A 26,637-nucleotide genomic window follows, 5' to 3' on the forward strand; every position below is an offset into this window, starting at 1 on the left:
GCAGCGCGCGTGACCCACTCTTTCCGGACGACATCGAAGCCATGTTCGACAAGATTCTGATCGCCAACCGTGGCGAAATCGCGTGCCGCGTCGCCGCGACGTGCAAACGTCTCGGGATCGCGAGCGTCGCCGTCTATTCCGACGCGGACGCGAACGCGAAGCACGTGGCCGCGTGCGACGAGGCCGTGCATATCGGCGGCTCGGCCGCCGCAGACAGCTACCTGCGCATCGAGCGCATCATCGAAGCCGCGCGCGCCACCGGCGCGCAGGCGATCCACCCCGGCTACGGCTTTCTGTCGGAGAACGAAGATTTCGCGCATGCGTGCGAAGCGGCCGGCATCGTCTTCATCGGGCCGCCGGTCGACGCGATCGCGGCGATGGGTTCGAAGGCCGCCGCGAAGGCGCTGATGCATGCGGCCGCCGTGCCGCTCGTGCCGGGCTATCACGGCGACGACCAGGACGCGGCCAACCTGCATCGCGAAGCCGATGCGATCGGCTATCCGGTGCTGCTGAAGGCCAGCGCGGGCGGCGGCGGCAAGGGGATGCGCGTGGTCGAGCGCTCCGGCGATTTCCCGGCGGCGCTCGCGTCGTGCCAGCGCGAAGCCGCGAGCAGCTTCGGCAACGACCGCGTGCTGATCGAGAAATACCTGACGCGCCCGCGTCACGTCGAGGTGCAGGTGTTCGGCGACACGCACGGCAATACCGTGTACCTGTTCGACCGCGACTGCTCGGTGCAGCGCCGTCACCAGAAGGTGCTGGAAGAAGCGCCGGCGCCGGGGCTGCCGGACGACGTGCGACGCGCGATGGGCGAAGCGGCCGTCGCGGCCGCGCGCGCGGTCGGCTATGTCGGCGCGGGCACCGTCGAATTCATCATGACGGGCGACGCGTTCTACTTCATGGAAATGAACACGCGCCTGCAGGTCGAGCATCCGGTCACCGAGATGGTCACGGGGCTCGATCTGGTCGAATGGCAGCTGCGCGTCGCCTCCGGCGAGCCGCTGCCGCTGAAGCAGGACGAACTGCGCATGCAGGGCCATGCGCTCGAGGCGCGCCTGTATGCGGAGAACCCGGCGCGCGGCTTCCTGCCGTCGACGGGCACGCTGAAGCACCTGCGGCTGCCGGCAGGCGTCGAGTTCGCGATCGGCGCGTCGGTGCGCGTCGACAGTGGCGTGCGCGAAGGCGATTCGATCACGCCGTTCTACGATCCGATGATCGCAAAGCTGATCGTCCACGGCGCGGATCGTGCGGAAGCGCTGAGCCTGATGCTGCGCGCACTGCGTGCATGTGAAGTGGTCGGCCTGCACACGAACGCCGCGTTCCTGCAGCGGATCGTTGCGTGCGAACCGTTCGCGACGGCCGATCTCGACACGGGCCTGATCGAGCGCAACCACGCCGCACTGTTCGCGCCGCAACAGCCGCCGCGTGCGATGCTGGCGCTCGCATGCGCGGCGCTCTTCGCACGCGAACGCGGCGCGGCCGCGCAGGGTGCGTCGCCGTGGGGCGCGCTGCCGGACTGGCGACTGAACGGCGGCTATCGCCGCACGCTGGAATGGCATGCGGCCGAGCGCGAAGCGGACGTGACGGTCACGTACGAGGACGACGGCGCGGTTGCGCGCCTCGCGACCGGCGACGCAGCCGCGCAACCGTTCGCGTGGGCGCACGGCGCCACGCCGCTCGATTTCGACGTGACGCTCGGCGGCGTGCGCAGCAGCGGCCGCGTGTATGCGGACGGCGACAGCTTCCACGTGTTCACGCAGGGCACGGCCGAGACGTTCGAATGGCGCAACCTGATCGCGCATGCGGGTGACGCGGAGCAGGGCGGTGGCCGCCTGACTGCGCCGATGCCCGGCAAGGTGATCGCGGTGCTGGTCGAGCCTGGCCAGAAGGTCGAAGCGGGCACGCCGCTGATCGTGATGGAAGCGATGAAGATGGAGCACACGATCGGCGCACCGAGCGCGGGCGTGGTCGCGGAAGTGCTGTACGGCGTCGGCGACCAGGTGTCGGATGGCGCGCAGTTGCTGATGATGGCGGAAGGCTGAGCGCCGCCTGTTTCGCTGTATGCGGGCCGGCTGCTGCGGCTGCCGGCCCGTTCAAACCGCCTCGCTATTCATCGCAGGCACGATGCGGTTGCGACAGCACCGCATCGACCCCCTCGACAAGCCGCAGCAGTGCGAAGCTTTCGATTGAATTACGCATTCGCTGGCGCTGATGGTCCGGGGCGCCACCCATTCCATCGCACCACGCGTGTCTCCCGCGTGCACACCGCTCTTCGCCGCCGCACGACACCATTGTGTAACACGTGGTAATTAGCATCTCGCCGTCGATATGACCGGTGCGCAGCCGCGCCTGTGTCACGTCATCACATCTACGGAGAGACGTTATGCGAAACTCGGCCCTGCGGCCTTTCGCGGTCGTTGGTCTGATCGCGCTGACAGCACTCCTCGGTGCCTGCAACGACGACGTGACGGCACCCGCCGCCCCCGTCGCGCAGCAGAAGGCCGCCTGCGGCGGCGGCGTGGTCGCCACCGCGCAGATGCACTGCCCGCCCGGATTCACCACACCTGCTTCCTCGCCCGCTTCCTGATCCCGGCCGTTTCCACCAGAAATCCAATCAAGAGCAACCAGCATGGCCACCCATTCGCGACGCGATTTTCTGAAGTTCTCCGCCGGCCTCGCCGGTGCGACCGCCGCCACCGCACTGCTGCCCGAATCGATCCGCAAGGCGCTGGCGATCGAGCCGAACACGGTGACGGGCACGATCCAGGATGTCCAGCACATCGTCGTGTTCATGCAGGAAAACCGCTCGTTCGACCACTACCTCGGTCACCTGAGCGGCGTGCGCGGCTACAACGACCGCTTCCCGGTCACGCTGCCGAACGGCAAGCCGGTGTGGTTCCAGCCGCGTCAGGAAGACAAGACGAGCGTGATCGCGCCGTTCCGCTACGACACGACCAACCCGGGCGTCAACGCGCAGTGCATCGGCGGCCTGCCGCATACGTGGGCGACGACGCACGGTGCGATCGACAACGGCCGCGCGGATCAATGGGCGGTGCAGAAGTCGAACATGACGATGGGCTACCACGTCCGCGACGACATCCCGTTCCACTACGCGCTCGCGGATGCGTTCACGGTGTGCGACAACTACTTCTGCTCGATCCCGGGCAACACGCACCCGAACCGCATGTACCTGATGACGGGCATGGTCGACCCGCTCGGCACGGGCGGCGGCCCGCTGCTCGACAACACCGACTACATCGACAACCAGTTCGACAAGATCCAGTTGCCACCCTTCAGCTGGACGACGTATCCGGAGCGCCTCGAGAAAGCGGGCATCTCGTGGCAGATCTACCAGCAGGGCACCGGGTTCGACAACTTCACCGGCAACTACGGCACGAACATGCTCGCGTGCTTCAACAATTTCGTGAATGCGCCGGCCGGCTCGTCGCTGCAGACGCGCGGGATGAGCACGCGCCCGATCACGCAGTTGAAGGCCGACGTGCAGGCGAACGCGCTGCCGCAGGTATCGTGGCTGCTGCCGCCCGCCGCGTATTCGGAGCATCCGAAGTTCACGCCGCTCTACGGCGCGTACTACCTGTCGACGATTCTCGATGCGCTGACGTCGAATCCGGACGTATGGAGCAAGACCGTCCTGCTCGTCATGTACGACGAGAACGACGGCTTCTTCGATCACGTCGTGCCGCCGTCGGCACCGACGCTGCCGGGCTCCGGCATGAGCACCGTGGATGTGTCGCTCGAGCGGCACAACGTCGTGACCTCGACGCAGACGGGCACGTACACGGCCGACAACCTGCCGTACGGCCTCGGCCCGCGCGTGCCGATGTTCGTGGTGTCGCCGTGGTCGAAGGGCGGCTTCGTCTGCTCGCAGGTTTTCGATCACACGTCGGTGCTGCAATTCATCGAGAAGCGTTTCGGCGTGATGGAAACGAACATCTCGCCGTGGCGTCGCGCGATCTGCGGCGACCTGACGTCGGCGCTCGACTTCTCGAAATCGGATGCCACGCTGCCGACCCTGCCGAACACGCAGGCGTATGTCGCGCAGGCGGACCTGCAGTGCTCGCGCGCGTCGTCGCAGACCGCGCCGGCCAGCACCGCGCAGCAGGTCGTGACGGCGCAGGAGCCCGGTACGCGGCCGGCGCGCGCGCTGCCGTACGAACTGCATGTGACGGGCCAGCTCCAGTCGCAGGGCTACGCGCTGACGTTCGCGAACACCGGCACGCAGGGCGCGCACTTCTGGGTCTACACGGGCGACCCGACCGCGATGCCGCGCCGCTATACGGTCGAAGCGGGCAAGCAGCTGACCGATACGTGGGCGCTCGACGCGAACGGCAACTACCTGGTGAGCGTGTGGGGGCCGAACGGCTATTTCCGGCGCTTCGCGGGATCGGCCGCCGCGGATGCCGGCGCGAAGCCTGAAATCACGCCGTGCTACGACACCGCCAACGGCGACGTGTACGTGACGATCGCCAACGCGGGCACCGGCACGCTCACGGTCACGGCGACCGATGTCGCGTACGGCGGGGCAGCGCGCACGCTGACGGTGCCGGCCGGGCAGCGCGTCGAAGCGCACTGGGACCTGTCGTGCAGCAGCCACTGGTACGACCTGCAGTTCGTGGTGGCGGGGAACGCGGGCTGGACGCGTCGTATCGCGGGGCACGTCGAAACCGGCAAGGCCAGCGTTACCGACCCGGCCGCGGTCGCGCCGACGATCGCGGCGATCTGACCGCCCCTTCGCGCGGGCCGGCCGCTTGCCGGCACGCGAGGCGGGCATGAAGGCGCCCGGCTTCCGACGCCGCGAGCGTTTCGTCAATCGTGAAAAAGGCGCCGTGAGGCGCCTTTTTCATTCATCGGGCAAGCAAGACGCAGTGATCCCGGACTGAATCACCGTCGCGCAATCAAATCGGGCGAAATATTGCATATTGGTCGCCATCGAGTTTTTCCATGTACCGGTAGTCATGGAGCGTCAGGTTGACTGGCTGGAGGAATTTTTCATTGGCGGCCTCCTGTTCGTTGTTGGCGCGCGTATTGAACAGGTTCGACGCGTTTGCGGCGTTCACCAGGGAATCGAGACCCTTCGCGTTCCAGTCGAGGTGCCCTCTGAGCAAGTAGAAGTGCATGATCCCGCATTGCTGATGCGCCCAGAAATCGTGCCACATGAACGAATCGGGCCGCCACACGGAGTTGTGGCTCTCGAAATACGAGGCCCCGCTCATCGGCATGCACTCGGGGGTCGAGATGAGGATGTATCGCGATCGATAGTTCAGAAACTCCAGTAAATCGCGACCGTGCGAGTGACGCATGTGTTCGATGACATCGCCCAGGATGACCGTATCGTACGAGTCGCCGGATCGTTCATAAAGCGTGTCGCTGACGCCGGAGATGATGTCGTCGTAGCCGTTCTCGATCAGGAACGGATGGGTCTCCTCATCGCATTCCAGCGCTGTGAAGTGACAATCCGGCACGACCTTTTTGAGCAAGCGCCCGTATTTCCCGCCACCAGCCCCGATGTCCAGAATCTTGTTCGGGTTGATTGACTTGACCAGATGCTGAGTGAGCTGATCGAAGGTCGGCCATGAATATCCGATCTGTTCCAAGCTGATCTCCCGTTGAGGCTGGTTTGAGAAATGAATCGCAGTCGTGTAACGGATCGCACAGCCGGACGGAACCCACGTCCAGTCGGCGTTCGCCGCGCCGGTCGAGGGCGCTAGCGCAGCAGCCCGTCGTCATGCGCCATCATCAGCGCCCGCATCGCGGACCACATCCCGTAGTAATGCACGATATAGCTGTCCGGGCGGCGAAACAGCCAGGGCGTGTTGACGCGGACGAGATCGGCCACGCCTTCGCCTTCCAATTGCCCGTCGCGCTCCATCGCGCGAATGAATTGCACCTGGTCGCCGTCGCTCGCATAGACGCTCGACCGGTCGTGCAGCGCGGCGATCGTCGTCATCATGTCGCGCAGCATCGCATCGTTGCGCGCGGTGCGCCGGAACGCCATCACCCCCGAGTTGAACGCCCACTGGCCGATGTCGTGCGCGAGCAGCCAGTCGCGTCCTTCGAGCAGCGGCTCCAGCGCTTGCTGCTGGTCCGCGATCAGCACGTCGGCGTCGAGCCACACGACCCATTCGTGGTGCTGCAGGTACGCATGGAGCAGCCACGGCTTGAACCAGTTGCCGGTCGCGTTCAGGCCGATCTCGGCGGGAATGTCGCGATGCACGTAGAGCGTGTAGCCGTGTGCGTCGCAGTAGCGCCGGACATTCCGTTCGGCGATGCGTGCATAGCTGCCGATGTTCGGCGTGTAGAGCATCATCAACGCGATCGGGCGGCCCGGATTGAAGGTGCTGCGCTCGGCGGCTTCGTCGGGCGTGTCGGCGGCGTCGTGATCGAACGAGAACAGCGGCCGGCCGGCGGCGCGGCATCGATTGACGTACGCCACGAGCGTGTCGCGGAACCGGGCCGTCGTGCCTTTCCGTTCGGGATCGTGCGGCGTGTCGTCGATGCTGATCGCGAACGTCGGTTCGCGGCTCCACATCGGATCGAGGTCGGGGTTGGTCGGCATGACCGGATACAGCCCGTCGATCGGCGTCATGTAGCGATGCGTGTCGAGCTCCGCGAACAATGCCGCTTCCGAGGTCAGCCGCGGTTCGCCGCCGAGCCTGCAGCGCTGTACGAGCCGCATCACGATCGCCCGAACGGCCGCCGTATTGCGCCAGATCTGCACGTCGACCTGCGGCAGCGGGGACGCGAACGCGTCGACGAACAGCATGTCGCGGCCGCTCATCAGGCGATCGAGCGCGACGGGCTCGATGATGGCCGCGTCTTCGCTGAGCAGCAGCACGAGTTCGTCGGGCTGCGCGCCGCGCAGCACATGGAGCAGCGATTCGTAACGATAGAGCGGGCGCAACGGCAGCGCCTGCGGCATCGCGGACGCATCGACGAACGCGTGGCGATAGCCGTGCGCGTGCGCGTACTGCCGGTGATTCTCGAGGCTGGCGGGTGCGTCGTGACTCAAATGGCTGAGGACGATCATCGCGCGCTCCGAAGGCCGCGCAGCGGATGACGGCAGGCGCCGGGCGCGGTGAGGTTCCGCGCGGCATCGCGGCCCGGCACGCATGCCTGCGCGTGCCGCCCCTGTTCATGATGGATTGCCCGGAAGACTTGCGCGGCGTCGCGTTCCATTCTGTCAGCCATTGTTTCAGCAGCGTTGCTGCAAGGTCGTTTTCTGCCCGCCCGGGATGCCGATACCGCCCGGCAACCCGGTAGCGCGGCCGGTCGCCGGAGTATCGCACAACCGTCTCGCGGATTTGCGTGCGCCGGCCGCGCGCTGACCATCCCTGACAGTATGCGGCCGGCGCTCCGCTAGAATGCCGGGTTGCCGCCGGCGTGCACCGCTTGACGCGGGCGGCGTTTCGCGCGCTACACTGCGTCCATTCCATCCCCATCCAACCTTTCCATCCCGCCGACGATGACGTCCCCTGTCCTGAACGGCCTGCGCATCGGTATCACGATCGGACTGCGTGCCCCTGACGAAAGCCTGTGGATCAACGGCATCAAGCAGAACGCGCTGTTTCTCGCGAAGCTGCTGATGGCATCGCCGCACGGTTACCGCGTGACGTTGGTCAACACCACCGACGTGCCGCTCACCGATGCGCTGCCATGGGATCGCAGCGTGTACGACACGCGCGCGTTCGCCGACATGAAGGATGCGCTCGACGTGGTGATCGAGCTCGGCGGGCAGATCGACGGCGAGCAGACGGCCTACCTGAAGTCGCGCGGTGCGAAGCTCGTCAGCTACTGCTGCGGCGTCGAGTACATCAACGCGATGGAATCGATGCTGTTCGGCCGCCGGCTGTGGGATTCGCTGTTCATCAACCGCGGTTATGACGAGGTGTGGGCGATTCCGCAGATCGCACCGTCGTCGCTGCCGTTCCTGCAGTCGCTGCGCCGCTGCCCGGGGCGCGTCGTGCCGTTCGTGTGGGATCCGATGTTCCTGAGCGCGCGCGCGCAGTCGCTGCCCGAGCGCGGCGAATACCGGCCGCGGCGCAGCGAGCCGGGCAAGCGGCTGACGGTGATGGAGCCGAACCACAACGTCGTGAAGTTCTGCGTGTATCCGATGCTGATCATCGACGAAGCGTATCGCCGCGATCCCGACGCGATCTGCTTCACGCACGTCACGAACGCCGACCGCCTCGCGCACGACAGCCCCGAGTTCGTGATGCTGATGAACTACCTGGACATCGTGCGCGCGGGCAAGGCGAGCTTCGTCGGGCGCTTCGATACGCCGCTGTTCCTGGCCGACCTGACCGATATCGTCGTGTCGCATCAGTGGTCGAACCCGCTCAACTATTTCTATTTCGACGTGTGCTGGCAGGGTTATCCGCTCGTGCACAACGCGAGCCTCGCGCCCGATCTCGGCTACTACTATCCGGACAACGACGTGCAGCAGGGCGCCGATGCGCTGCTGCGCGCGCTGCATACGCACGATGACGACTGGGAAGCGTACACGCGGCGCCAACGCGAGATCCTCGGCCGCTATACGTCGGCGAATCCGGCACTCGTCGCCGAATACGACGCGCTGCTCGCGAACCTGATCGGCGCATCGGCCGCATAAGGCCCGATTTTTCGCGCGGCGCACACTGTTGCGCCGCGGCCCGCTATCGGGATTGTCCCGCCCTAATGTCTGACGAAATAATGCCGTTAAAAAAGAAACCGCCGAACCCGATCGGTTCGACGGTTTTTGAAGGCACGAATTTGACGGCTCCGAGGGAAGTCCGTCAGAAATCATTTTAGAGGTTAACAAGTCTTTAAGATTGTTAAAAATGTTTCGATCGATAATCATCATATGATTTAAATTGATATTATTGATTCATGGCGGATCGATTCAGTTTAGAAATTTAATAATCCGTTTGAAACGAGAAAATTGAATGCTGCGATGATCGAATGACGTGCGGCGGCCGATTTTTGGCGCTGGGCAGGCCGTGCGGCTGGCCGTCACGTTGGGCTTGGCAGCGCGCGAGAGCGGTGCATCCCGGGTCGGTATTTATCGGATTAATTGGAAATTTCCTGATTTGCAAGGCATGCAAATCGCGGGAGAATCGATTCGGGCAAGGTTGTTTGGATCGGGCAAATAAACGACATCGGGATCGGGGTTCGGTAATTCGCGTTAGTGTGATCTGTCGCACAGTCGGGATCCCGCGGGCATGGTGTATTTCCAGTAACTGAATATCGTTGAAAATATCGAATTTGACGGCGCGCCGAAGCGAAAAGTACGCTCCCGGAAAAGATCGACATAACAGGATGGGCCGGGTAGGCGGCGGAGCGCGTCATGATCGGCTTGCTTCGCATGTTTCTTGAGGTCGAGCCGCTCGCGGCGGCTCGCCATTTGCCGGAGCGCCGGATGAATGCGGTCGAAGCTCGCCTGGTGGCGAATCGGGAAGCGAATCGTGACGAAATCGATCTCGTCTTCGGCGCTCCCGACGATCATCCCGACCTCGCGTCGGTACGCAGTTTTGTGGAAAGCCGGCTCGGGTTCGCGCGAGAGCCCGTGTGCCGGGCCGACCTGTCGGGTGGTGTGCTGTATCAGGAATGCCTGGCGCGATTGCGGTGGGGCGAGCGCGAGGCGCTGCCGCCGATCGCGTTCCTGCCGCGCCTCGAGGCGCTCGGGCTGATGCGGTGGTTCGACCGGCTGGTGGTCGGCCGGACGATCGACGCGCTGCGCGCCGATCCGGCTGCCGTCTACGGTTGCAATGTGGCGGCGGCGAGCGCGGTCGTCGATGACGCGTGGCTGGCCATCTTCAGGCGGCTCGAGCGCGAGCCGTCGGTCGCGGCGCGGCTGGTGGTCGAGATCACCGAGACGGGGCCGCTGAATCCCGTCGCGGGTCGTTCGTTCGTGAACCGCTTCCGGCAGGCCGGGTGCCGTATCGCGATCGACGATTTCGGCGTCGGTTTCAGTGCATTGAACAACCTGGTGGTCGGCAATCCCGACATCGTGAAGCTCGACCGGTCGATCCTGTCGATGATCAAGCGCAACGCGATCGGGCGTTACCAGTTCCGCAGGCTGATCGCGTTCGCGCATGAAGGCGCGCGGCACGTCGTCGTCGAAGGCGTGGAGAGCGAGATCGACCGGCAGATCATCGTGGATGCCGGCGTCGCCTGGGCGCAGGGCATCCGGTTTTCATGGCGGTCGCCTGCCGCGGCGTGACGGCGCGGGAACGGGCGGGGTGGCGTGCATGATGCATGCCGGTGTCGAGATGGCCGGCGTGTCGCCGGGACGAATCGCAAAGGGGCGTGGGCATGGCGGGGACGAAGGCCGGAGGCGGAACGGGCACGCAGGCTGCCGGTGCGCGCGACCTCGTCGCGATCGCCGAGCTGGCCGACATGCTGTGGCAACTGGGCGCCGAAGCGACCGATGTGCCGATCGACGTCGCGCCGTATCTCGACGGCCTGAAGGCCATTGCGCGTCGCATTCAGCGCATGAAGCCGCTCGACGCCGGTGGCCGCGAACTGGCGGCGCGGCACTATTACGCGGGCGTCATCGCAGGCGCGTGCGGTGAAGAGTCGGCGATCGCGCGTGGCGTAGCCGACAGCCTCGTCAAGCAATCCGGCGGCGCCAGCCGGCCGGCGGCACATTGCTTCGCCGTGCTCGCGCGGACGGGGCGGCGGCACGGCCGTGTGTTCGCCGCGCAGAGCGGCGATCGGGTGCTGGTCTAGCGCCTGTTCACGCCGGTCACGGGCGCTGGCACGGCGCGATGGGCGCGGCCCGCATCGGCATCTTCCTCGCATGGCGGCCCGGACTTCCGGCCAATCGATCGGATCCTTCCTGAATCTGCCGAGCACGCACGCCGTTGCGTGGTCGGCTGCGTCGTCGCGCGGTCGATCACCCGCGGGCTCGCGTCGAGTTCGCGCTGGATGAGGCGGCGGCCGGTCGTGATCAGCGCCTCGGCCGGACATCCACGGTGCCGGTTGATGACGAACGACTGTGGATCGACTCGATCGCGACGAAATCGCGGACGGCCTGATTCGTGGTCGGCTGCGCGGACAACAGCGGTCAGCCGAGCGCGCGGCCGGCGAACAGCCGCTGGATCTGCTCGGAATACGCGCGGACGTTGTGCTCGGCGAGCGTGTCGACCTGGTGCAGGCAGCGGCGGGCCGCCGCCGCGTAGTCGTCGAGCCGCGCGTCGTGGGTCTGCGCGGCGGTCGCGATCGCACGCGCCGCATCGAAGATCTCGAAATCCGGATAGTAGTAGCCGACGTCGCGCAGGAACGGCGAGTTGTGCACGAGCGGGTAGTTGCCGTACAGCGCGTCGTACAGCAGGTAGTTGAGGCCGTTTTCCCAGTGGTGGGACACGACGATGTCGGTGTGATGCGCGGCCCACGCGACGAACGGCGCACGCACGTCGGCGGTCGCCTTGCCGTCGCGCACCATTTCGAGCCCGAGCGCGAGATGCTTGAAGGCGACGTTTTCCTTCTTGTCGAACGTGTTGGTCATGTACACGTGTTCGACGAGCTCCGGGTGCTCGACGTAGCACGCGTTCGCGGCGAGCATCGGCACGATCGAACTCTTCACGACGTTCAGGTTCGGCTCGAAGAACGCGATGCGTTTCGCGGTGCCGTGGTTGCGATAGCCGAAGCGCGCTTTCAGTTCAGGATCGGCGTCGAGGCTGCGCTCGATGAAATACGGCGACCAGATATGCGGCAGCTCGATCACCGGCGCGCGATAGACGGCCTGGAAGTAGGCCGCGCACGTATGCATGTGCTGCGGGTTGGTCCAGATCTCGTCGAACTGCACGCGGTGCGGGTTCGGCCGCCAGTCGTTCTTCTCGAAGTTGATCGTCTCGACGGCGATCACGTAGTCGTTGCCGAAGCGGTACGACACGCACTTGCCGCCGCGCTGGCGCACGACGTCCGTGTGGGTCGGATCGATGAACGCATTCATCTCGATCAGCAGGTCGGTCTGGTGGACGACGGCCGACAGCGGCCGCAGCGCGTCGCCGAACGCGTCCATCATCAGCGCTTGCGGATACTCGGTGATGCCGTTGTCGTGCGTGAGCCAGACCTCGCCGATCAGCGGCGACTGCTTCAGCAGCATGTACAGGTACACGCAATGCTGGTTCGCGCCGTTGTACCAGATCGACTGCGTCGCATCGCGCTGCACGTTCATCGTAATCGCGACATTGAGTTTCATCAGTTGCTCCGTGGTGCGGACGATGCGCGGATGACGGCGTGCCGATGGATTGCGCATGCGCGCCGATCGAGATCGGCGCGACGGCGCAGCCGATCAGCCATGTCGCGCGAGCGAGGGGCAGGCGTGCGGTTGTGTCGGCGTCCGCCAAGGGCGGCCGCGTCAGGCGTCGCGATAGAGGGTGGCGATCGCATCCGTATAAGCGGCGACGTTCTCGGGGTTGTAGATACTGACCGAGCTGAGCACGTGCTTCGATTGCTCGCGGTACGCTTCGAGGTTCGCGTCGTGTTCGGCGAACGCCTGCAGCAGCGCGCGGCCGCCGGCCTGGCAGTCGAAGTCCGGATAGAAATACCCGGCCTTGCCGAGGAACGGCGAGTTGTGGATCAGCGGGTAGTCGCCGTACAGCAGCTCGTAGTACAGGTAGTTCTGCGCGTTTTCCCACGTGTGCGACACCACCGCATCGCCGTACGCGGCCATGAATTCGTACACCGCGTAGCGGCTCTCGAACGTCGTGATCCCGTGGTTCACGATGTCGAGGCTCTTCGCGAAGTGAACGAACGTCGCATGTTCCTTCAGGTGCAGCGTGTTGCACACGCGCACGAACTCGAGGAAATCAGGCTTGGCGCGATACGCTTCCTCGGTCACGAGCATCGGGATGATGCTGGTCTTCACCATGCAGATGTTCGGCTCGAACATCGTCACGCGCCAGCGCGGCTTGCCGGGCTCATAGCCGAACGACAGCCCGGCGCCGAGTGTCGCGCGCGCCTTGTCGAACAGCATCGGGTGCCAGATGTGCGGGACGATCGTGACGGGCGCGCGCAGGCCCGTCTGGTAATAGTGCAGGCACGAGCGCTCGAACTCGGGAATCGTCCACACCGCATCGTATGGCGCGCCCGAGAACAGGAAGCCCGACGGCTTGTCGAACATCGCGCGTTCGATGTCGATCACGTAGTCGTTGCCGACCCGCATCGTGACGACCTTGCCGCCGCGCTCGCGGAACGCGCGCAGGTAGTCCGCGCCGAACTGCGCGCTCATTTCGATCAGCACGTCGCAGCGCTGCAGCGCTTCGTCCATCGACAGCAGCGGCACGTCCCATTCGCCGAGCATCATCTGCGGATCGGCGATCTGTTCGCCGCCGTTCACCATCACCGCTTCCGCGACGAGCGGCGACTGGCGCAGCAGCAGGATCAGCAGCAGGCAGTTCTGGAAGATGCCGTTTTCCCACAGCGACTGGCCGGCGCCGCGCACGAACAGCGACACGCCGACGACGAGACGCTTGCCCTCGCCGGGCGCTTGACGGGCATTGGAGTCCGACATGCGTATTCTCCGGTTCAGGCGACCAGACGCGAGACGAACGCGTCGAGGTTCGCGGGGTTGTCGATCGAGACCGACTGCAGCAGCCGGCCGGCCTTCGCACGGTAGTCGTCGAGGCGTTCGTCGTGATGCAGCCACGCATCGAGCAGCGCACGGCCGCCTGCGGCGGCATCGAAGTCCGGGTAGTAATAGCCGGCGTCGCCGATCAGCGTCGAGTTGTGGATCAGCGGATAGCCGCCGTACAGCACGTCGTAATACAGATAGTTCTGCCCGTTTTCCCAGTGGTGCGACACGACCGCATCCGCATGGCGCGCCATGAAGCCCGGCAGGTCGAGGCGCGGCTCGAAGGTGGCCTTGTGCTGGCGCACGAGATCGAGGCTGTTCGCGAAGTGCACGAAGGTCGGATGCTCCTTCATGTGCAACGCGTTCACGACGAACATGTGTTGAACCGCGTCCGGACGCGCGCGGTAGAACTCATCGCACGCAAGCATCGGGTAGTGACAGGACTTCGCGACCGAGATGTTCGGTTCGAGCATGGCCAGTTGCCACGGGCGGCGGCCCGGCCGATAGCCGAACGTCGCGCCTTCCGCGGCGAGCGCGGCGACGCGGCGCTCGAGGAAGTACGGCGACCAGATGTGCGGCATCAGGTGGACCGGCGCACGCAGGATGGTCTGCAGCATTGGCGCGGCGGTCTTGTCGTATTGCGGCAGCAGCCACACTTCGTCGAACGGCGCGCCGTTGAAGACGTGTCCCGACGGTTTGCCGAAGATCGGGGTTTCGCACAGGCCGGCGTACACGTGCCCGCAGAAGAACGCGGCGATTTTCTTGCCGAGCGCCTTCATGTGCCTGAGCCATTCGACCGGCAGCTGCGCGCCCATTTCGATCACGACGTCGAGTTCGTGCGTGACGTCGGTGGGCTTGACGAGCGGGATGTCGAGGCCGTCGAGTTCGAGGCCGGCGGGCAGTGCGTTGGCGTCGCCGCCGTTCAGGAAGTAGACGGGGCCGACGCGATCCGAGCGCTTGAGCATCATCGCGAGGAACGCGATGTTCTGGTGTATGCCGTTTTCCCAGATCGCCTGGCCGTCGCGCGCAAACAGCGAGATGCCGACGGCCGGCCGTTGCTTGCGAGTGCCGCCCGAGGCGGCTTCATTGATGTCCGTCACCGGTTGGTTTCCTCTGCGGCGTCGTGCGTCCGGGCGTGGCGTCGAGCGCCGGGCCGGGAAGCGGCGCGCCGTGGATTGTCATGATTGGATTCGCGCCGGTGCGCCGCAGCAGGCGAATCGTGTGACGTGGATCGCGGGGGCGGCAGCCGGATTCCGGCGTGTCGTCGGGCACGCCTGGCACGGCGCGCGATTCGGGCAGGCTGCCCCGGCGACTGTCTGCGGCGATTGTGGCATGGAAACCGCCGGTTTGTGGAGGGACATGACGAACTTTGACATAGCCGCCGGCCCACGGGAGCGGGGCGCCGGCGAAGCGGCGCCCGGGTGGTCCGGCGGCGGTCGGGTGCCGGTCCGGCGCGGCGCTGGCGGCTTGCCGGAGCGGGGCGCCGCGCGCGGCGGCGCTACGCTCAGTGCTGCAGGCGGATTTCGACGCGGCGGTTGCTGGCGCGGCCTTCCGGCGTCGCGTTGGACGCCACCGGATCGGCCTTGCCGCGGCCCGAGACCGTCAGCGAGTCGGTCTTCAGGCCGTGCGCCTTCAGGTAGGCCGCGACGGATTCGGCGCGGCGCTTCGACAGCGCGAGGTTGTAGTCGTCGCTGCCTACCGAATCCGTAAAGCCGGTGACGTTCACCTGCGAGTACGTGTGGTCTGCGCGCTCGCTCAGCAAACGGTCGAGCGATTCGCGCGCGGTCGGGGCGAGCGTCGCGTGGTCGGTCGCGAACAGCGCGTCGCCCGACAGGTTCACCTGTTCGACGACGGCAGCCGCCGGCGTGGCGGCCGACGCCGCTTCGGCCGGCGCGGCGCCGCACTGGAACACGAGCGTCGCGGGATCGGATTTGTCGCGCAGCGCGCGGGCCGAGTCGAGGGCGCGCACGGGTTCTTCGCCGCAAATCTTGCGGGCGGCCTTCATGCAGGTCTGCGGGCCCGACAGCAGGCCGTGGCAGTCCACCTGGAAGGTGCGCATGCCGTCGCGCGGCTGCAGTTCGGAGGCGCTGAAGGTCGGGCCGGATGCGGTCGAGCACGCGGCGAGGGCCGTTGCGGAAAGCGCGAGCGCAAGAGCGAGTTTGTTCACGGTTACATCCTCAATGCTTGGGTTGACTGAAGCCCGCCACGGCTTGCGCGGCGGGCTCGTCTGGCCGTCGGGGCCGCCGCGGGCCGTCCGGCTGGCGAGCCGGGCGGCCTGGCGGCGCGACGCGTTACTTCCACTGGTACAGCATGCCGGCGCCGATCACCTTCTGACCGCCGCTGAAGCCGCCGTTGATCGACGCCTTCAGGTTCTCCGTGATACGGGCCTGCATGTTGACCGCCATCGCCTTCTGGCCGAGGAAGGTCGACGTACCCACGCCCATCCCGAAGTTGGCGTCGCGATCGAGCTGCGGGATCGACGCCATCGCGCCGACGGCCGCGATACCCTGCTTCGCCATCTGGTCGGTCTGCTGCAGTTGCGAACCCAGCGAGTTGATCTGCGCCTGCTGGCCCGACAGTGCCGTCGACAGCGTCGTCTGCACCTGCGTCAGCTGGTTCACGTTCACAGCGTCGGTGCCTTGCGTACCCGGCGCGACGTTCGTGATCTGGCGCTGCTGCTGGTCGCTGCCGACCGACACCACGTTCGAGCGGCCGCCGTCGTTGGAGCCGGCGCCGATCGCCACCGAGTTCGAACCTGCGGTGACGACCGGAAGGTCGTTGCCCTTGCCGTTCATGTCGGCGGCGACACCGTTGTTGTTGTTGGAACGGATCGTGTTGTTGTTGACTGTCGTCGACAGCTGGTTCAGCGTGTTGTTGATGTCACTCACGCCGGTCGACAGCGACGCCACGTTGCTGTTCGTCGTGCTCAGGCCGGTGGACAGCGAGCCGATGCCGGTCGAAGTCGACGTCGACAGCGAGTTGACGTTGCTGTTCGTCGCGCTCAGGCCCGTCGACAGCGAGTTGATCGCGGTCGAGGTCGACGTGGACAGCGACGCCACGTTGCTGTTCGTCGCGCTCAGACCGGTGGACAGCGAGTTGATGCCGGTCGACAGCGACGCGACGTTCGACGCGGTCGAGGTCGACAGTGCATTCACCGCGTTGTTCGTCGCGTTGAGCTGGCTGCCGTTGATCGCGTCCGTGCTGCTGGCCGAGATCCGGCCGGCGGCGACGCCGGTGATCTGGCGTTCCTGGTCCTGTCCACCGATGTTCAACACGCCAACCGGCGAGGTGCCCGCGAAGAAGTACGTGACACCGCCGATCGTGGCGCTCGACGTCGGGTTCGGGGCACTCGTGACCGAGTTCGCGCCGAGTGCGATCGAGTTGGCGACGTTGGCCTGTGCGTTCGTGCCGAAGGCGAGCGCATCAGCGGCCGTGGCCTTGGCCGCCGAGCCGTAGGCTTGTGCGCCGGCGGCGCTTGCCGTGGCATTGTTGCCCAGCGCGATCGTGTTGTCCGCGGTGGCCTGGTTCGAGCTGCCGAGTGCGAGCGCGCTGGCGCCGTTGGCCGTGTTCGCGTTGCCGAGCGCCACTGCGCCGTCGCCGGTCGCCGTGTCGTTCGCGCCCATCGCCACCGCGCCGGTACCCGTTGCGATGCTCGGGTCGCCGATTGCCACCGCGCCGTCGCCGCTTGCCGTGTTGCCGGAGCCGATCGACACGGCCTTGCCGCCCGTTGCCGATGCGTTCTGGCCGATCGCGACCGCGCCTGCCGACTGCGCGTTCGAGCCGTCGCCGACCGCGACGCTGCTGTTGCCTGCTGCGCTGGCGTTCACGCCGGCTGCGATGGCGTTGATGCCCGTCGCGCCCTTGTTGTCGTAGTTGCCTTGCTGCACGCCGTTGTCGTTGACGCTGTAGTAGTGCGTCTTCGCGTCATTGATCGCGGTCGAGGTCGAGGTCGACAGCGACGACACCGAGCTGTTGGTGCTGCTCAGGCCGGTGGACAGCGAGCCGATGCCGGTCGACGTCGACGTGGACAGCGACAGGATCGTGCTGTTCGTGCTGCTCAGGCCGGTGGACAACGAGTTGATGCCGGTCGAGGTCGAGGTCGACAGCGAGCCGATCGAGCTGTTGGCCGATGACAGGCCCGTCGAGGTCGAAGTCGACAGCGAACCGATCGAGCTGTTGGCCGAGGACAGGCCCGTCGACGTCGAAGTCGACAGCGACGACACCGAGCTGTTCGTGCTGCTCAGGCCGGTGGACAGCGAGTTGATGCCGGTCGAGGTCGACGTCGACAGCGAACCGATCGAGCTGTTGGCCGAGGACAGACCCGTCGACGTCGAGGTCGACAGCGAACCGATCGAGCTGTTGGCCGACGACAGACCCGTCGACGTGGAAGTCGACAGCGAACCAATCGAGCTATTGGCCGACGACAGACCCGTCGAGGTCGAAGTCGACAGCGAGCCGATCGAGCTATTGGCCGACGACAGACCCGTCGACGTGGAAGTCGACAGCGAACCAATCGAGCTGTTGGCCGACGAGAGGCCGGTCGAGGTCGAGGTCGACAGCGAGCCGATCGAGCTGTTGGCCGACGAGAGGCCGGTCGAGGTCGAGGTCGACAGCGAGCCGATCGAGCTATTGGCCGACGACAGACCGGTCGAGGTCGAGGTCGACAGCGAGCCAATCGAGCTATTCGCCGACGAGAGACCCGTGGAGGTCGACGTCGACAGCGAACCAATCGAGCTGTTGGCCGACGACAGGCCCGTCGAGGTCGAGGTCGACAGCGAACCAATCGAGCTGTTGGCCGACGACAGACCCGTCGAGGTCGAGGTCGACAGCGAGCCGATCGAGCTATTGGCCGACGACAGACCCGTCGAGGTCGAGGTCGAGAGCGAGCCGATCGAGCTGTTGGCCGACGAGAGACCCGTCGACGTGGACGTCGACAGCGAACCGATCGAGCTGTTGGCCGAGGACAGACCCGTCGACGTCGAGGTCGACAGCGAACCGATCGAGCTGTTGGCCGACGACAGACCCGTCGACGTGGAAGTCGACAGCGAACCAATCGAGCTATTGGCCGACGACAGACCCGTCGAGGTCGAAGTCGACAGCGAGCCGATCGAGCTATTGGCCGACGACAGACCCGTCGACGTGGAAGTCGACAGCGAACCAATCGAGCTGTTGGCCGACGAGAGGCCGGTCGAGGTCGAGGTCGACAGCGAGCCGATCGAGCTATTGGCCGACGACAGACCGGTCGACGTGGAAGTCGACAGCGAGCCGATCGAGCTGTTAGCCGACGACAGGCCGGTCGACGTGGAGGTCGAGAGCGAGCCGATCGAGCTGTTAGCCGACGAGAGACCCGTCGAGGTCGAGGTCGACAACGAGCCGATCGAGCTGTTGGCCGACGACAGGCCCGTCGACGTGGACGTCGACAGCGAACCAATCGAGCTGTTAGCCGTCGAGAGACCGGTCGAGGTCGAGGTCGACAACGAGCCGATCGAGCTATTGGCCGACGACAGGCCGGTCGACGTCGAAGTCGACAGCGAACCGATCGAGCTATTGGCCGACGACAGGCCGGTCGACGTCGAGGTCGAGAGCGAACCGATCGAGCTATTGGCCGACGACAGACCCGTCGAGGTGGACGTCGACAGCGAGCCAATCGAGCTGTTAGCCGACGACAGGCCGGTCGACGTCGAGGTCGAGAGCGAACCAATCGAGCTGTTGGCCGACGACAGGCCGGTCGACGTGGACGTCGAGAGCGAGCCGATCGAGCTGTTAGCCGAGGAGAGGCCGGTCGACGTGGACGTCGACAGCGAACCAATCGAGCTATTCGCTGACGAGAGACCCGTCGAGGTCGAGGTCGACAGCGAACCAATCGAGCTATTGGCCGACGAGAGACCCGTCGATGTCGAGGTCGACAGCGAACCAATCGAGCTGTTGGCCGAGGAGAGGCCGGTCGACGTCGAGGTCGAGAGCGAACCAATCGAGCTATTGGCCGACGAGAGACCCGTCGAGGTCGAGGTCGAGAGCGAACCAATCGAGCTGTTGGCCGAGGAGAGGCCGGTCGACGTCGAGGTCGACAGCGAGCCAATCGAGCTGTTAGCCGACGACAGGCCGGTCGACGTCGAGGTCGACAGCGAGCCGATCGAGCTGTTCGCGGTCGAGAGACCGGTCGACGTCGAAGTCGACAGCGAATCGATCGAGCTATTCGCCGACGACAGGCCGGTCGAGGTCGACGTGGACAACGATCCGATCGAGCTATTCGCCGACGACAGACCCGTCGAGGTGGAAGTCGACAGCGAGCCGATCGAGCTATTCGCCGACGACAGGCCGGTCGACGTGGAGGTCGACAGCGAACCGATCGAGCTGTTAGCCGACGACAGACCCGTCGACGTGGAGGTCGACAGCGAACCAATCGAGCTGTTGGCCGACGACAGACCCGTCGACGTGGAGGTCGACAGCGAACCAATCGAGCTATTGGCCGACGACAGACCGGTCGAGGTCGACGTGGACAACGAGCCAATCGAGCTGTTAGCCGACGACAGGCCGGTCGACGTGGAGGTCGACAGCGAACCAATCGAGCTATTGGCCGACGAGAGACCCGTCGATGTCGAGGTCGACAGCGAACCAATCGAGCTGTTGGCCGAGGAGAGGCCGGTCGACGTCGAGGTCGAGAGCGAACCAATCGAGCTATTGGCCGACGAGAGACCCGTCGAGGTCGAGGTCGAGAGCGAACCAATCGAGCTGTTGGCCGAGGAGAGGCCGGTCGACGTCGAGGTCGACAGCGAGCCAATCGAGCTGTTAGCCGACGACAGGCCGGTCGACGTCGAGGTCGACAGCGAGCCGATCGAGCTGTTCGCGGTCGAGAGACCGGTCGACGTCGAAGTCGACAGCGAATCGATCGAGCTATTCGCCGACGACAGGCCGGTCGAGGTCGACGTGGACAACGATCCGATCGAGCTATTCGCCGACGACAGACCCGTCGAGGTGGAAGTCGACAGCGAGCCGATCGAGCTATTCGCCGACGACAGGCCGGTCGACGTGGAGGTCGACAGCGAACCGATCGAGCTGTTAGCCGACGACAGACCCGTCGACGTGGAGGTCGACAGCGAACCGATCGAGCTATTGGCCGAGGAGAGGCCGGTCGACGTGGAGGTCGACAGCGAACCAATCGAGCTGTTGGCCGACGACAGACCCGTCGACGTGGAGGTCGACAGCGAACCAATCGAGCTATTGGCCGACGACAGACCGGTCGAGGTCGACGTGGACAACGAGCCAATCGAGCTGTTAGCCGACGACAGGCCGGTCGACGTGGAGGTCGACAGCGAGCCAATCGAGCTGTTGGCCGACGACAGACCCGTCGACGTGGAAGTCGACAGCGAGCCGATCGAGCTGTTCGCCGACGACAGACCCGTCGACGTCGAGGTCGACAGCGAACCAATCGAGCTGTTGGCCGACGAGAGGCCGGTCGACGTGGAGGTCGAGAGCGAGCCGATCGAGCTGTTAGCCGACGACAGGCCGGTCGACGTGGAGGTCGACAGCGAACCAATCGAGCTGTTGGCCGAGGAGAGACCGGTCGACGTGGAGGTCGACAACGAACCGATCGAGCTGTTAGCCGTCGAGAGACCGGTCGACGTCGAAGTCGACAGCGAATCGATCGAGCTATTGGCCGACGACAGGCCGGTCGAGGTCGACGTGGACAACGATCCGATCGAGCTGTTGGCCGACGACAGACCCGTCGAGGTGGAAGTCGACAGCGAACCAATCGAGCTATTCGCCGACGACAGGCCGGTCGACGTGGAGGTCGAGAGCGAGCCGATCGAGCTATTCGCCGACGACAGGCCGGTCGACGTGGACGTCGAGAGCGAACCAATCGAGCTGTTAGCCGACGAGAGGCCCGTCGAGGTCGAGGTCGACAGCGAGCCAATCGAGCTGTTGGCCGACGACAGGCCGGTCGACGTGGAAGTCGACAACGAACCAATCGAGCTGTTGGCCGACGACAGACCCGTCGAGGTGGAAGTCGACAGCGAACCGATCGAGCTATTGGCCGACGAGAGGCCCGTCGACGTGGAGGTCGACAGCGAACCAATCGAGCTGTTCGCCGACGAGAGACCGGTCGAGGTGGAGGTCGACAGCGAGCCAATCGAGCTGTTGGCCGACGACAGGCCGGTCGACGTGGAGGTCGACAGCGAGCCGATCGAGCTATTCGCCGACGACAGACCGGTCGAGGTGGACGTCGACAGCGAACCAATCGAGCTATTGGCCGACGACAGACCCGTCGAGGTGGAAGTCGACAGCGAACCAATCGAGCTGTTCGCCGACGAGAGGCCGGTCGACGTGGAAGTCGACAGCGAACCAATCGAGCTGTTCGCCGACGAGAGGCCGGTCGACGTGGAAGTCGACAGCGAACCGATCGAGCTATTCGCCGACGACAGACCCGTGGAGGTCGAGGTCGACAGCGAACCGATCGAGCTGTTGGCCGACGAGAGGCCGGTCGACGTCGAAGTCGACAGCGAACCAATCGAGCTATTGGCCGACGACAGACCCGTCGACGTCGAAGTGGACAGCGACGAAATGGCGCTGGTCGCGCTACCAACCTGTGCGGCGACCGAATAGAGCTGGCTGCCGTTGACCGCGTCGGTGCTGCTCGACGTTACCTGGCCGGCGGCGACGTTGGTGATTTGCCGCTCGTTTTTGGCGCTGCCGACGCTGACTGTGCCGACCGGCGAAGTGCCTGCAAAGCCGTCGAACGTGACGCCACCAACGGTCGCGCTGCTCGTGGCAGACGCCGTGTTGGTCTGCGAGTTGGCGCCGAGCGCAACGGAATTGTTGGTGCCGGCGACGGCGCCGGTGCCGATGGCGACGGCGTCGGTGCCGGTCGCGGTGCTGTCGGCGCCGGTCGAATTCGCGTGGAAGTACTTGATGCCCTGGCTGTTGATGTTGTTGATCGCCGAGCCGACGCTGTTGGCGGTCGTCGTCGTGCCGTTCGCGTTGTAGGTCGTGTACGCCGGAGCGGAGACCGTTCCGGTCGTCGGATCGTACTTGGACCCGCCGCCGAGTGCCGATGCCGTGCTGTTGCCGAGGTTGTCCGTCTTGACCGTGACCGAGCTCAAGCCGGTCGACAGCGAACCGATCGAGCTGGTGGCCGACGAGAGACCGGTCGACGCGGAAGTCGACAGCGACGTGACGCCGGTGGACAGCGAAGAGATCGAGCTGTTGGCCGACGAGAGGCCGGTCGACGCGGAGGTCGACAGCGACGTGACGCCGGTGGACAGCGAACCAATCGAGCTGTTAGCCGACGACAGGCCGGTCGACGCGGAGGTCGAGAGCGACGTGACGCCGGTGGACAGCGAAGAGATCGAGCTGTTGGCCGACGAGAGACCGGTCGACGCGGAAGTCGACAGCGACGTGACGCCAGTGGACAGCGAACCGATCGAGCTGTTAGCCGACGAGAGGCCGGTCGACGCGGAGGTCGACAGCGACGTAACGCCGGTGGACAGCGAACCGATCGAGCTGTTGGCGGACGACAGGCCAGTCGACGTAGAGGTCGACAGCGAGCCGATCGAGCTGTTAGCCGACGAGAGACCAGTCGACGCGGAAGTCGACAGCGACGTAACGCCGGTGGACAGCGAACCAATCGAGCTGTTGGCCGACGAGAGGCCGGTCGATGCGGAAGTCGACAGCGACGTGACGCCGGTGGACAGCGAACCGATCGAGCTGTTGGCCGACGACAGACCCGTCGACGTCGAGGTCGAGAGCGAACCGATCGAGCTGTTAGCCGACGAGAGACCAGTCGACGCGGAAGTCGACAGCGACGTAACGCCGGTGGACAGCGAACCGATCGAGCTGTTGGCCGACGACAGACCCGTTGACGTAGAGGTCGACAGCGAGCCGATCGAGCTATTGGCCGACGAGAGGCCGGTCGACGCGGAAGTCGACAGCGACGTGACGCCGGTGGACAGCGAACCAATCGAGCTGTTGGCCGACGACAGACCCGTCGACGTGGAGGTCGACAACGAACCAATCGAGCTATTCGCCGACGAGAGACCAGTCGACGCGGAAGTCGACAGCGACGTGACGCCGGTGGACAGCGAGCCGATCGAGCTGTTGGCCGACGAGAGGCCCGTCGAGGTCGAGGTCGACAGCGAACCGATCGAGCTATTGGCCGACGAGAGGCCGGTCGACGCGGAGGTCGACAGCGACGTGACGCCGGTGGACAGCGAACCGATCGAGCTGTTGGCGGACGACAGGCCAGTCGACGTAGAGGTCGAGAGCGAACCGATCGAGCTGTTAGCCGACGAGAGACCCGTCGATGCGGAAGTCGACAGCGACGTGACGCCAGTGGACAGCGAGCCAATCGAGCTGTTAGCCGACGACAGACCCGTCGACGTGGAGGTCGACAACGAACCAATCGAGCTATTCGCCGACGACAGACCGGTCGACGCAGAAGTCGACAGCGACGTGATGCCGGTGGACAGCGAACCGATCGAGCTGTTGGCCGACGAGAGACCCGTCGACGTGGAGGTCGAGAGCGAACCGATCGAGCTGTTAGCCGACGACAAACCGGTCGAAGCCGACGTCGACAGGCTCACGATGCTCGACGTCGTCGTGCTCGCGACCGAGTAGAGCTGGCTGCCGTTGATCGCGTCGGTGCTGGCCGAGGTGACGACACCAGCGGCAACGTTCTGGATGCGGCGCTCGTTGCCTGCCGTACCGACGCTGACGACGCCGTTGGCGCCGTTTGAGCCGGCAAAGTTGCTGAACGTCTGGCCACCGATCGTCGCGGAGCTGACCGTACCCGTACCGCCGGTCACCGGGGTCGCTGCACCACCCGTCGTCGCCGAGTTGTTGCCAAGGGCAACGGAGTTGGCCACGTTGGCCACCGACAGGTAGCCGAGCGCCAGCGCGTTGCCGGCCGAAGCGGTCGACTGGTAGCCCATCGCGACTGCATTACCGTTGCCGCTTGCGGTCGCGAAAGACCCGATCGCAATATTGCCGGCTTGGGACGCCGTGGTTGTCTGGCCGATCGCAACGCTCTGGAGCGCACTTGCTGTGGCGACGCCAAGCGCCACGCTGCCCCCGCCGGCAGCGTTGGCATTGACACCGATCGCGGTCGCATAGTTCGCCGTCGCGGAACTGCCGTTGCCGTAAGCGGAAGCCGCTGCCGAAGGGCCACCCGCATACGACGACGCGCCGATCGCGGTCGAACCCGCGGAAGCCGCGGTCGCGCTGCTGCCGATACCGACCGAACCCTGACCCGTCACGCTGTTGGCACTGCCCAACGCAACCGCGCCGGTGCCGTTCGCCGAGTTGCCGTTGCCGAGCGTGACCGCACCCGTGCCGCTGGCCGAGTTGCTGGTGCCGAGCGCGACAGCGCCGTCGCCGCTGGCCGTCTGCGCGCGACCGATCGCCACGGCGCCGCCGTTCGCGGTACCGCTGTTGGCGGTCGTGCCCGACGAGCCGATGGCGACGTTCTGGCCCGTCGCGCCGGAGGTGACACCGTCACCTTGTGCGATGCCGTACGCGCCATTGACGGTTGCACCGCGGCCGACCGCGATACCCGATGTGGCGGTCGAGGCGACCGACGACTGCCCGCCGATCGCGATGCCGTCCGAAGCGGCCGACTGAGCGCCCTTCGTGGCGTTGCTACCGATTGCGATCGAGCCCGCGCCCGATGCGAGGGTCGAGTTTGCCTGCGACAGCGGCGTCGTGCCGTTTCCGCCCGCGCCGCCGATTGCGACCGAGTTCAGTGCGCTCGCCGTCGAGCCGAAGCCGAGGGCGGTTGCACCGGCGCCGCTGGCGGTGGTTTCGAGGCCGGCTGCGACGCCCCACAGCCCGGCCGATGACTGCATGCCGGTGGCAACGGCGCCGTTGCCGTTCGCCTGTGCGAATGAGCCATAGACGGTGACGCCGGTAAAGCCGTTGCCGTTGGAGTTACACCCGGCCACGACCGAATACGTACCGGAGCCGTCGCCGGCCTGGTTTTGCGTGCCACCCGGGTTCACGCGACCGACCGCGCTGTTGCTCCCCGTGAAGCAGGTCTGCTGTGTGTTGATTGTATTGGCCTCGGCGAGCCCAGGCAGGCTGATCGCCAGCGCCGCGACTGCGGCGACCACAACAGCCGACTTGTTCGGCTTGCCCCGTGCCGAATCGATTTCCGATGCCGCGACCCAGGCGCCAAGAGCTTCGTTCCAGATCGAGCGGTATGTGCGGTTCATGTCCTGCTACCTCCAAATGTGCACGCCACACACCGGTCTCTTTCGTTAGAGGATTACTCCGTGCGCTCGCGCGAATCTCAAAATTGATGGGCGGAGTTTATTGGATCGGGATTTTTTAAATTGACAAAGAGTGATAAATGGAGGGTTTTGAAAGTTAAAGGATGGTCAATACATCGCGTTTTGATACATTGCTGCGGAATGCATTTGAAGGGTGTAAGAATGCTCGTTGTAGCGTTCGGTTGGTGCGCTTGGAATTCTATTTTTCGCATGAAAATCAACGTGTTACGTGTGTTTTGTACGGCAGGGTACACATCTGAAGAGCTCAAACGTAAGACAAATGAAATAGCAAACGTTTGCGCATCAGGTAATCCTTTCATGAATGTAATGTTGTCGGGTGTGCGAATGGATAATATGGTTACTATCTTGTTAATTTGTTAATTCAGGATTTGAGTGTCGATTTTCTATTGATTTTGTGTGTTATCTATAAATCAATTTAATCTGGAATTTCGACTATTGGGCTGTGCTGATTTGCGCATCTGGGGCGCGACGGTGGCCCGCGCGACGGGCGTTTCGGGCCGGGTGGGGCGTCGAATTTGTAAAAAAGTGCTACAGGGCGGTGGGCTGGGCCGTCATCATTCGTCTTTCGAATTTGTCCTATTGACTGTTTCGGTTATGTTGATATTCGGGCGGGATTCGGAGAGGGGGTAAACCCGTCCGGGAGGCGTGACCCGCTTCCGCTTTGGGCCGGCTGGCGACAGGGTGTGAATGACGCTGGCCGGCATGGGTGGCGGCGCCGCCGAATCATCAGATCCTGGATGTGACAATTTGTCCGGGCGCGGCGCACGCGCGCCGAAGCTC

The 26,637-nt window shown here is 65.1% G+C and carries 13 protein-coding genes; 6 read left to right on the forward strand and 7 right to left on the reverse strand.

The features are described from left to right. The first annotated feature begins 41 nt into the window (after nucleotides 1–41). The 3 genes from G3N61_RS19660 to G3N61_RS19670 all read left to right on the forward strand — a co-directional run bounded on the left by G3N61_RS19660 (nucleotide 42) and on the right by G3N61_RS19670 (nucleotide 4,741). Nucleotides 42–2,039, forward strand: a complete 1,998-nt coding sequence (locus G3N61_RS19660) for an acetyl/propionyl/methylcrotonyl-CoA carboxylase subunit alpha (RefSeq protein WP_205823370.1) — start codon at nucleotides 42–44, stop codon at nucleotides 2,037–2,039. 341 nt (nucleotides 2,040–2,380) lie between these two features. Then, nucleotides 2,381–2,584 (forward strand): hypothetical protein, encoded by a 204-nt coding sequence (locus G3N61_RS19665; RefSeq protein WP_205823371.1) that lies wholly within the window; start codon nucleotides 2,381–2,383, stop codon nucleotides 2,582–2,584. Between the two features lie 42 nt (nucleotides 2,585–2,626). Next, the gene (locus tag G3N61_RS19670; RefSeq protein WP_205823372.1) at nucleotides 2,627–4,741 is read left to right on the forward strand and encodes a phospholipase C, phosphocholine-specific; all 2,115 of its coding nucleotides are present in this window, start codon (nucleotides 2,627–2,629) and stop codon (nucleotides 4,739–4,741) included. Nucleotides 4,742–4,913: 172 nt separating this feature from the next. On the opposite strand, the gene G3N61_RS19675 is transcribed toward G3N61_RS19670, so the two are convergent. Both G3N61_RS19675 and G3N61_RS19680 read right to left on the reverse strand, forming a co-directional pair. Further along, nucleotides 4,914–5,612, reverse strand: coding sequence for a class I SAM-dependent methyltransferase (locus G3N61_RS19675; RefSeq protein ID WP_043180704.1), 699 nt, complete (start codon nucleotides 5,610–5,612; stop codon nucleotides 4,914–4,916). Between the two features lie 110 nt (nucleotides 5,613–5,722). Then, nucleotides 5,723–7,045, reverse strand: coding sequence for a galactosyl transferase GMA12/MNN10 domain protein (locus tag G3N61_RS19680; RefSeq protein WP_205823373.1), 1,323 nt, complete (start codon nucleotides 7,043–7,045; stop codon nucleotides 5,723–5,725). Between the two features lie 435 nt (nucleotides 7,046–7,480). Here G3N61_RS19680 and G3N61_RS19685 point away from each other — a divergent pair, with 435 nt between their 5' ends. The 3 genes from G3N61_RS19685 (at nucleotide 7,481) to G3N61_RS19695 (ending at nucleotide 10,725) form a co-directional block, all read left to right on the forward strand. Continuing rightward, the gene (locus tag G3N61_RS19685; protein ID WP_089451911.1) at nucleotides 7,481–8,626 is read left to right on the forward strand and encodes a DUF2827 domain-containing protein; all 1,146 of its coding nucleotides are present in this window, start codon (nucleotides 7,481–7,483) and stop codon (nucleotides 8,624–8,626) included. Between the two features lie 786 nt (nucleotides 8,627–9,412). Further along, nucleotides 9,413–10,216, forward strand: a complete 804-nt coding sequence (locus G3N61_RS19690) for an EAL domain-containing protein (protein WP_043181439.1) — start codon at nucleotides 9,413–9,415, stop codon at nucleotides 10,214–10,216. A 92-nt stretch (nucleotides 10,217–10,308) separates the two neighbouring features. Further along, on the forward strand, nucleotides 10,309–10,725 hold the full coding sequence (locus tag G3N61_RS19695) for a hypothetical protein (RefSeq protein ID WP_205823374.1): 417 nt from the start codon (nucleotides 10,309–10,311) through the stop codon (nucleotides 10,723–10,725). A gap of 337 nt (nucleotides 10,726–11,062) precedes the next feature. Here the strand turns inward: G3N61_RS19695 and G3N61_RS19700 are convergent, their stop codons facing one another. The 5 genes from G3N61_RS19700 to G3N61_RS19720 form a co-directional block, all read right to left on the reverse strand. Beyond that, nucleotides 11,063–12,199, reverse strand: a complete 1,137-nt coding sequence (locus G3N61_RS19700; protein ID WP_089451913.1) for a DUF2827 family protein — start codon at nucleotides 12,197–12,199, stop codon at nucleotides 11,063–11,065. Between the two features lie 159 nt (nucleotides 12,200–12,358). Continuing rightward, entirely contained in the window at nucleotides 12,359–13,513 is a 1,155-nt protein-coding gene (locus G3N61_RS19705) for a DUF2827 domain-containing protein (protein WP_043180694.1), read from the reverse strand. 14 nt (nucleotides 13,514–13,527) lie between these two features. Further along, a complete protein-coding gene (locus tag G3N61_RS19710; RefSeq protein ID WP_043180693.1) occupies nucleotides 13,528–14,673 on the reverse strand; it encodes a DUF2827 domain-containing protein in 1,146 nt (381 codons plus the stop codon). Nucleotides 14,674–15,077: 404 nt separating this feature from the next. Further along, nucleotides 15,078–15,740 (reverse strand): OmpA family protein, encoded by a 663-nt coding sequence (locus G3N61_RS19715; protein ID WP_089451914.1) that lies wholly within the window; start codon nucleotides 15,738–15,740, stop codon nucleotides 15,078–15,080. A gap of 124 nt (nucleotides 15,741–15,864) precedes the next feature. Further along, a complete protein-coding gene (locus G3N61_RS19720) occupies nucleotides 15,865–25,779 on the reverse strand; it encodes an ESPR-type extended signal peptide-containing protein (RefSeq protein WP_205823381.1) in 9,915 nt (3,304 codons plus the stop codon). Nucleotides 25,780–26,637: the final 858 nt, after the last annotated feature.

This window comes from Burkholderia sp. Ac-20349 (assembly GCF_017104865.1).
GTDB classification, from domain to species: Bacteria; Pseudomonadota; Gammaproteobacteria; order Burkholderiales; family Burkholderiaceae; genus Burkholderia; species Burkholderia aenigmatica.

Bases quoted from the DNA above. Each gene is read 5' to 3' on its own strand.
- G3N61_RS19660 (WP_205823370.1), top strand. From the start codon at position 42: ATGTTCGACAAGATTCTGATCGCCAACCGTGGCGAAATCGCGTGCCGC.
- G3N61_RS19665 (WP_205823371.1), top strand. From the start codon at position 2,381: ATGCGAAACTCGGCCCTGCGGCCTTTCGCGGTCGTTGGTCTGATCGCG.
- G3N61_RS19670 (WP_205823372.1), top strand. From the start codon at position 2,627: ATGGCCACCCATTCGCGACGCGATTTTCTGAAGTTCTCCGCCGGCCTC.
- G3N61_RS19680 (WP_205823373.1), bottom strand. From the start codon at position 7,045: ATGATCGTCCTCAGCCATTTGAGTCACGACGCACCCGCCAGCCTCGAG.
- G3N61_RS19685 (WP_089451911.1), top strand. From the start codon at position 7,481: ATGACGTCCCCTGTCCTGAACGGCCTGCGCATCGGTATCACGATCGGA.
- G3N61_RS19690 (WP_043181439.1), top strand. From the start codon at position 9,413: ATGAATGCGGTCGAAGCTCGCCTGGTGGCGAATCGGGAAGCGAATCGT.
- G3N61_RS19695 (WP_205823374.1), top strand. From the start codon at position 10,309: ATGGCGGGGACGAAGGCCGGAGGCGGAACGGGCACGCAGGCTGCCGGT.
- G3N61_RS19700 (WP_089451913.1), bottom strand. From the start codon at position 12,199: ATGAAACTCAATGTCGCGATTACGATGAACGTGCAGCGCGATGCGACG.
- G3N61_RS19705 (WP_043180694.1), bottom strand. From the start codon at position 13,513: ATGTCGGACTCCAATGCCCGTCAAGCGCCCGGCGAGGGCAAGCGTCTC.
- G3N61_RS19720 (WP_205823381.1), bottom strand. From the start codon at position 25,779: ATGAACCGCACATACCGCTCGATCTGGAACGAAGCTCTTGGCGCCTGG.